The following is a 7,331-nucleotide window of genomic DNA, read 5'->3' as shown; positions in this document are numbered from 1 at the left end:
ACCAACTCAGACAACAAAAACTCCGCCAACACAAGCGGTGTCGGATAATCGAACACCAACGTCGCAGGCAACCGGACCCCCGTCGCCGTGGCCAGGGCGTTGCGCAGTTCCACCGCGGTGAGGGAATCGAAGCCCAGATCCCCGAACGCCTGTCCGACATCGATCGATGTCGCGCTCGAATGCCCCAGCACCACGGCGATCTGCCCGCGCACCAGGTCGGCCATCGCCGGACCGCGAGCACTGGGATCGAGTCCCGCGAGCCGGTCGCGCAGGGTGGCGGACGCGGCGGCGCCCGTGGCCACCGAGCGCCGGGCGGGGTTGCCCACCAGCCCACGCAGGAGCGCCGGGACCTCGGCCGAGCTGCGCAGGCGACCGTCGAACCGCATCGCCACGACGACCGGCTCGTCGCCCCCGAGCGCCGCGTCGAACAGGGCCAGGCCCTGGTCGACCGACATCGCCGACATGCCGGCACGTTCCATCCGGCGGATGTCGGAGCTGGCGAGCCCGGCGTTCATGCCGCCAGAAATCCCCCACGCGCCCCAGATCAGGGACAGTCCGGGAAGCCCGAGCCCACGCCGGTACTGCACCAAGCCATCAAGGAAAGTGTTCGCCGCCGCATAGTTTCCCTGCCCGGCGGCGCCGAACATCCCGGCAACCGAAGAGAACACAGCGAAAGCCGCGAGGTCGAAATCCCGCGTCAGCTCGTGCAGGTGCCAAGCCCCATCAACCTTCGGGCGCAACACGGTATCCAGGCGCTCGGGTGTAAGAGCGTCGAGCACGCCGTCGTCGAGCACCCCAGCGGCGTGGATCACCGCGGTCAGCGGATGCTCAACCGGAACCGACCCGAGCACCTCAGCCAACGCGCCACGGTCGGCGACGTCGCAGGCCACCACCCGAACTTCAGCACCACGCGCGGCCAACTCCGCGACCAGCTCCGCCACGCCCTCGGCATCCGGACCTCGGCGGCTGAGCAACAGCAGGTTGCGCACTCCACACTCAGCCACCAGGTGCCGGGCCAGCGAAGCACCAAGACCACCGGTACCACCGGTGATCAGCACAGTCCCGTCACCGTCCCACGATCGCGCCGGGGAAACCGCCGGAACCCGCCCCAGCCGGCCAGCCCGCACCTCTCCATCCCGCACAACGACCTGCGGCTCACCGGCAGCCGCCGCACTCGGCAGGGCAGCCAGAGAGCCAGCGTCGGTGTCGGTGTCGATCAGCACGAAACGGTCCGGGTACTCGGTCTGCGCTGAACGGAGGAGACCCCACGCCGATGCGGCGACCACGTTGGTCACCTCGCCGAGCGCACCGCGCGTCACGAAGGCCGCGCGGACAGCGGCAAACCGGGAATCGGTGGCCCAAGTCCGCACCAGGTCCAGCACCCGCGTGGTCATCTCGCGCACCGCTGCGGGCGTGTCCGCCGAGCTGGATTCCAAGGGGATCAGCACCGTATCGGGCGTCGCCCCCGCGTCGAGCGCGCCACCCAGTTCGGCAAGATCCACATAGGACTCCGCGCCGGGCAGAACCAGCTCACCCAGAACCGCGACCGCCCCGACGGTACCCGCCGGCACAGGTGTCCATTCCAGCCGGAACAGGCGATCCCGTCCCGGCAGGACCAGTGTTTCGAGATCGGCCGGCCGCAGCACCAGTGATTCGATCGAGGCCACTGGCCGCCCGGTCTGGTCAGCGACGTCGATCGACGCGACGTCCGTGCCAGACCGGACCAGCCGCACGCGCAACGCCGATGCGCCCGTGGCGTACAGCGAGACTCCGCTCCAGGAGAACGGCAGCCGGCGCACGGGCTCGTCGAACCCGGCGAACACCGACGCCTGTACGACCGCGTCCAGCAGCGCCGGGTGCAGGCAGAATTCATCGGCGCCGGTTTCCTCGTTCACCGAGACCTCGGCAAAGACCTCGTCGCCGCGGCACCACACCGACTTGAGTCCTTGGAATGCCGGGCCATACACCACGCCCGAGTCGGCGAACCGCTCGTAGAACCCAGCAAGATCGACCCGATCCGCGCCCTCCGGCGGCCACGCGTCGAGTTCGGCGCCGGAGATGTGATCCCCAGGGGCGAGAATCCCGTCGGCGTGCCGGGTCCATTCGCCGTCAACCGCGTCGTCAGCGCAGGAGTAGACGCTCACCGCCCGACGGCCCGCCCCGTCCGGCCCGCCCACCGCGACCTGCACCGCGACAGAGGTGTGCTCGGGCAGCACCAGTGGTGCCGCCAGGGTGAGTTCTTCGACCCGGCCGCAGCCAGCTTCGTCACCGGCCCGGACGACCAGCTCGAGGAAACCCGTTCCCGGCAGCAGGACAGCGCCCGCGACCGCGTGGTCGGCCAGCCACGGATACAACGCGACCGAGAGCCTGCTGGTCAGCAGGAACCCGTCAGACTCCGGCAGCTCGACGGCCGCGCCCAGCAAGGGGTGTGCAACGGATCGCAAGCCCAGAGCGGACGCGGCCTTGGGCGCCGGCAACGCCTTCGGCCAATACCGTTCCCGCTGGAACGCGTAGGTGGGCAGGTCCACGCGCCGGCCGCCGGTCAGCACCGCGCTCCAGTCCAGTGGCACACCCGCTACGAATAGCTCACCCAACGCGGCCATGACAGCCGTCTCTTCGAGGCGATCGCCGCGCAGCACGGGAATCGCGGTGGCTTGAACGCTGTCCTGGATCATCGAGGACAGCACACCGTCCGGGCCGAGTTCCACGAAGGTCGTGGCGCCCTCCGCTTCCAGTGCCTTCACCCCGTCGGCGAAACGCACGGTCTCCCGGACGTGGCGCACCCAGTACTCCGGTGTGCTCCATTCGTCGGTCACCAGCCCGCCGGTCACCGTCGACGCTGCGGGGATCGACGGCTGCCCGAACCGCAGCCCCTCGACGACACGGCGAAATTCCTCGAGCATCGGGTCCATCAACGCCGAATGAAACGCATGACTCACCTTCAAGCGACGGACATGGAAACCGTCCACCTGCGACACGGCCGCCTCGGCGCCGGCGATCACCACCGACCGCGGGCCATTCACTGCGGCGAGCGAAACTCCCTCGGGTAACGGTGAAAGCTCTTCTTCGGAAGCCTGCACAGCCATCATCACGCCCCCCGGAGGAAGCGCCTGCATCAAGCGAGCACGCGCGGTCAGAAGAGCACAAGCGTCGTCGAGGGACAGCACACCGACGACATGCGCCGCCGCGATCTCGCCGATCGAATGTCCCGCGACGAAATCGGGGGCGATCCCCCATGACGCCAGCAACCGGAACAGAGCGACTTCAAGCGCGAACAACGCGGGCTGTGCGTATTCGGTCCGCGCCAGCAGCTCCTCGTCGTCAGGCACCGGAGTCCCCAGCAGCGCCGTGACTTCATCGAAGGCACGAGCGAACGCCGGGAACCGGACATACAGCGCACGCCCCATTCCCAGCCGCTGACTTCCCTGACCAGCGAACACAAACGCAGTCCGAGCCGATGCTCGGGAGAGCACGCCACCGCTCGACGAGCTGTCGGCCAGCGCGCGCAGCCCGGCCACGAGGTCATCGTGGTCACCGGCGACCGCCGCACGGCGCTCGAACACCGACCGCCCCGTGGCCAGCGAGAAGGCGATGTCGGCGGGCCGCGCTCCAGCGACAACGGATAACAGTCGCGCAGCCTGATCACGCACCGCCTGCGCGGACTTCCCCGACAGGACCCACGGCACAATCTCCGCGGCCGGCTCTACCGCGACGGCCTCGGCTCCTGGCGCCCGCTCGATGATCGCGTGCGCGTTGGTGCCGCTGATTCCGAATGAGGACACCGCGGCTCGGCGTGCGCGGCCTGTTTCCGGCCAAGGCTCGGCCGACGTCAGCAACCGAACAGCACCGCTCGTCCAGTCCACATGCGATGACGGTTCGTCCACATGCAGCGTCCGCGGTACCACGCCGTGGCGCATCGCCATGACCATCTTGATGACCCCAGCCAGCCCGGCCGCGGCCTGGGTGTGCCCGAGGTTCGACTTGACCGACCCGAGCAGCAACGGTCGCTCGACCGGGCGGTCCCGCCCGTAGGTGGCAAGCAGCGCCTGCGCCTCGATCGGGTCGCCGAGGGTCGTTCCAGTGCCGTGCGCTTCGAGCACATCGATGTCGGCGGGAAGCAGCGCGGAAGCCGCCAACGCCTGCCGGATGACTCGCTGCTGCGAAGGTCCGTTGGGCGCGGTGAGCCCGTTGGACGCACCATCGGAATTCACCGCGGTCCCGCGGACCACGGCGAGCACGTCGTGCCCGAGACGCCGGGCGTCGGACAACCGCTCGACCATGAGCATGCCAACGCCCTCGGACGGTCCGAATCCGTCGGCGGCCGCAGAGAACGCCTTGCAGCGGCCGTCCGGGGAAAGCCCGCCTTGACGGCTGAACTCCACGAAGCTGTCAGGTGTGGCCAGCACCGTCACCCCGCCGACCAGTGCGAACGAGCACTCGCCGGCCCGCAGCGCCTGGCCCGCGAGGTGCAGGGCGACCAGCGAAGACGAACACGCCGTGTCCACCGTGACAGCCGGTCCCTCGAGACCGAAGGTGTAGGCCAGCCGTCCGGACATCACGCTGGAGTAGCTTCCTATGCCGATGTGCCCGGCGAGCCGCTCCGCGGCGCGGGTCTGGTTCAGCGATTCGGCGTAGCCCGTCTGGAAGGCGCCGACGAACACCCCGCCAGTGCTCCCCTTGACCGTCGCGGGGTCGATGCCGGCACGCTCGAACACCTCCCACGACGTCTCCAGCAGCAGCCGCTGCTGCGGGTCCATGGCGAGCGCCTCCCGCGGGGAGATCCCGAAGAAGGCGGGATCGAAGTCCGCTGCGTCGTGCAGGAAACTGCCCGCGCGCGGGCAGCTCACGCCGTGCCCACCCTGGTCGATGTCGAGCAGGGTCGTGAGGTCCCAACCACGGTCATCCGGGAGCACGGAGACGACGTCGCGGCCGTCGGAGACCAGCTGCCACAGTGCCTCCGGCGAGGTCACTCCGCCGGGGAAACGACAGGCCATGGCCACGATCGCGATCGGTTCGTTCGCCGCGGCTGAGAGCTTTTGGTTCTGCGAGCGCAGCCAGTCGGTTTCCTTGATGCAAGCCCGCAATGCCTTGAGGAGCCTGTCGTCAGAGCTGGTCATCGCGGTCCCGTGTCTCCTTGATCGCGCCGCCGAATTCCGCGGTGTCCGCTTCGAAGCCCCCGCCGAAGCCAGCCCCGTCCGCGCGGTCGAGCACCATGGTGATCAGAGCGTCGGCGTCCATCTCGTCGACCGAGACCGGCCGGCTGGCCGACTCGGCGGCCGTCGGTTCGTCCCTCTCCCCGACGAGTTCGAGCAGCCGGTCCAGCAGCCCGGTGTCCCGCAGCCTGCTGAGCGGAATGCTTTGGAGCATGCGACGCACTCGGGCGTCGCCGGGGCTGTCGTCAGCAGGGACCTCGGGGCCCAGCTCGTCGAGCAAGCGGTCGGCGAGCGCGGCCGGGGTCGGGTAGTCGAAGATCAGCGTCGGGGGAAGCCGCAGGCCGGTCGAGGTGTTGAGGCGGTTGCGCAGCTCCACCGCGGTCAGCGAGTCGAAGCCCAGTTCGGTGAACGCCTGCTCCACGCCAACCACTCCGCCGTCGGCGTGTCCCAGCACGACGGCGGCCTGACCGCGTACCACGTCGAGCACCGCCGCGCGGCGCGACGCGGCGTCGAGCACCGCCAGTTGATCACTTAGTGTCTCCGGACCCGGTCGGTCGGCTGTCGCGGCCGACCGCCGGACCGCGGGCCGGATGAGCCCCGTGAAGACCGGCGGGATTTCCGGCTGGCTCCGGAGCGCGCGGAAATCCAGTGGGGTCGCGACCACCGCGGCATCGGCGAGGCCGGTGGCCGTGTCGAACAGCGCCAAGCCCTGCTCGGTGGACATCGGCGGCATCCCGGAACGCGCCATCCGACGAAGATCCGCCTCACCAAGATGCCCAGTCATCCCGCTGCGCTGATCCCACAAACCCCACGCGAGTGCCTGACCCGGCAACCCGAGACTCTGACGATACTCGGCCAGCGCGTCCAAAAACGTGTTCGCCGCCGCGTAATTACCCTGCCCTGCACCACCAAACACCCCAGCAACCGAGGAAAACATCACGAACGCGGCGAGATCGCAATCGCGGGTCAGCTCATGCAGATTCCACGCCGCATCCACCTTTGGCCGTAACACGACATCCAGCCGTTCCGGAGTCAACGACTCGATCACACCATCATCGAGCACCCCAGCGGCATGAATCACCGCCGCCAACGGATGCTCAACCGGAACCGACGCGAGCGCACCAGCCAACGCGTCAAGATCGGCGACATCACAGGCAACAACGCGCACCTGCGCGCCATACGTGGCCAACTCCGCGACCAACTCGGCCCCGCCACCGCGGCGACTGAGCAACAACAAACTCCGCACCCCATGCTCAACCACCAGATGACGAGCCAGCAGAGCACCCACACCACCTGTGCCACCGGTAATCAACACCGTGCCACGCCCGCCGGCATCCAACCGCCACGGAACATCCACCGGAGGCACCAGCCCGCCACCGGCCGGCACCCGCGCCAACCGAGCCGCGAACACCCCACCACCACGAACCACGGCCTGCGGCTCGCCAGAGCCCACGGCCACCGCGATCGCCCCAGCAGAAACGGCGCCCCCATCGACATCGACAAGCGCGAACCTGCCCGGATGCTCCACCTGCGCCGAACGCACCAATCCCCACACCGCGGAAGCAGCAAGATCCGACACACCGCGAACAGCACCAGCAGTCACAAACACCGCTCGCACCCCGGCGAACCGGGAGTCGGACAACCAGTCCTGGACAACGCCGATGACGTCGGCGGTCAACGCGCGCACCGCATCGGGCACCGCCACCGCACCTGCTGCGACCGGGAAGAGGACGGCCTCCGGCGTCGGCATGCCGCTTTCGACCGCGCGACCCAGCTCCTTGAGACCGGCGAAGGAATCGAACCCCGCCAGCTCGCCGCCCACCACGAGCACCGATGTCGCTGGGTCTGCACTCACCGGCACCCAGTCCACATGGAAAAGCCCATCGGCCCCAGCCGACGAGAGCGCACCGACATCTACTGGACGGGTTGTCAACGAGCCCACCGAACCCACCGGATGGCCGGTCCGGTCGAACAGCCGCAGGGACACGGTGTCCACTTCGGTCCGTCGTAGTCGGACCCGCAGGTGTGTAGCACCGGTGGCGTGCAGTGCGACCTCGCGCCAGGAGAAGGGGAGACGGCCACTGTCGTCTCCGTTGATCCACGCGGTGTGCAGGGCTGCGTCGAGGAGTGCTGGGTGCAGGCCGAATCCGTGTGGGTCGATGCCGGCGGGTAGCGCGG

2 protein-coding genes are annotated in these 7,331 nt (G+C 69.0%); both read right to left on the bottom strand.

From position 1 onward, the window contains the following. A partial coding sequence (locus ACWDKQ_RS34155) for a type I polyketide synthase (RefSeq protein WP_450142894.1) occupies positions 1–5,117 on the bottom strand: 5,117 nt, incomplete at its 3' end. Then, positions 5,104–7,331 (bottom strand): type I polyketide synthase (locus tag ACWDKQ_RS34150; protein WP_450142893.1); only part of this gene is annotated, 2,228 nt, incomplete at its 5' end. The genes ACWDKQ_RS34155 and ACWDKQ_RS34150, both read right to left, overlap by 14 nt.

This window comes from Saccharopolyspora sp. NPDC000995, assembly GCF_053599315.1.
Note: the sequence above shows the minus strand (reverse complement) of the source record. Positions and strands in the feature narration are given on the sequence as shown.